Source organism: Faecalibacterium sp. Marseille-Q4137, from assembly GCF_017377535.1.
GTDB classification, from domain to species: Bacteria; Bacillota; Clostridia; order Oscillospirales; family Ruminococcaceae; genus Faecalibacterium; species Faecalibacterium duncaniae.
Genome location: NZ_JAFREK010000134.1, coordinates 1 through 864, shown reverse-complemented (window position 1 = coordinate 864; position 864 = coordinate 1). Strand labels below are relative to the sequence as shown.

Annotated in this window: 1 protein-coding gene; it reads right to left on the bottom strand. The window is 42.2% G+C overall.

What is annotated here, in order from left to right; genetic code table 11:
• On the bottom strand, positions 1-776 hold a 776-nt coding region (locus J3353_RS16200), incomplete at its 3' end, for a transposase (protein ID WP_207685272.1).
• Between the last annotated feature and the right edge of the window lie 88 nt (positions 777-864).

Sequence of the window (864 nt, the reverse complement as noted above, 5' to 3'; positions counted from 1 at the left end):
CGAATGGCATCTTCAATTTCATTGATTTCGGAGGTAAGTTCTTGAATGAGCTTAATGGTGTGCTTTAATTCCAAAGACTTAGCAGGCATAACAGAACCAATGGATGTTCTGGCTGCATCTCGGATATGAGTAGCTTTATCTTTTCGGTAATGGCCTCTGGATGTTTTCACGAGAATATTAGCTAATCTGGTCAGATGAGCTTCTGAAATCTGCTTTGCACCGGGATACTCACTGAGAAGTGCGTAGATTGAAGTGCCGTGGATAGACGAAACAAGCTGTTCCAATTCCGGAAACAGGATTGTAACCAATCTGGACACCGACTGCTTTAGTTTAGCGCGTTCCTGAACTTTATCAAATCGGTATCTCGTGAGTGACTTTAGTTCTTCGTTGTGATATGCTGTATCTGTGTAGGACTTAAGGTCTACATCGGACAACAGCATAGTTGCAATCGTTTTTGCATCCACACGATCGGTTTTAGTTTTGCGAAGACTGAGGCTCTTTCGATACAGGTTGGTATGCAAGGGATTCATGACATAGACGGGCAGATCATTGTCAAGAAGAAACCCAAGGATGTTGTAGCTATAATGTCCGGTAGCTTCAAGCCCTACTTTTATTTTGTCTGATTTTTGAGAACAGTCTTGGATTGTTTGTAGCAGACTTTTGAAACCATCCATGTTGTTGGGAATGGTAAAGCAATCGACAAGGGTCGTTCCTTCCGAATCGAGAATGCAACAGTCATGCTTATCTTTGGCAACATCAATTCCGACACAGACCATTTTATACCTCCGTTATATTATTCAATGCTGCTTAGGACCACAGACTTCTTTGCTCTTGTAACCTCGTTCTAAATAAACCGTCTGGCGG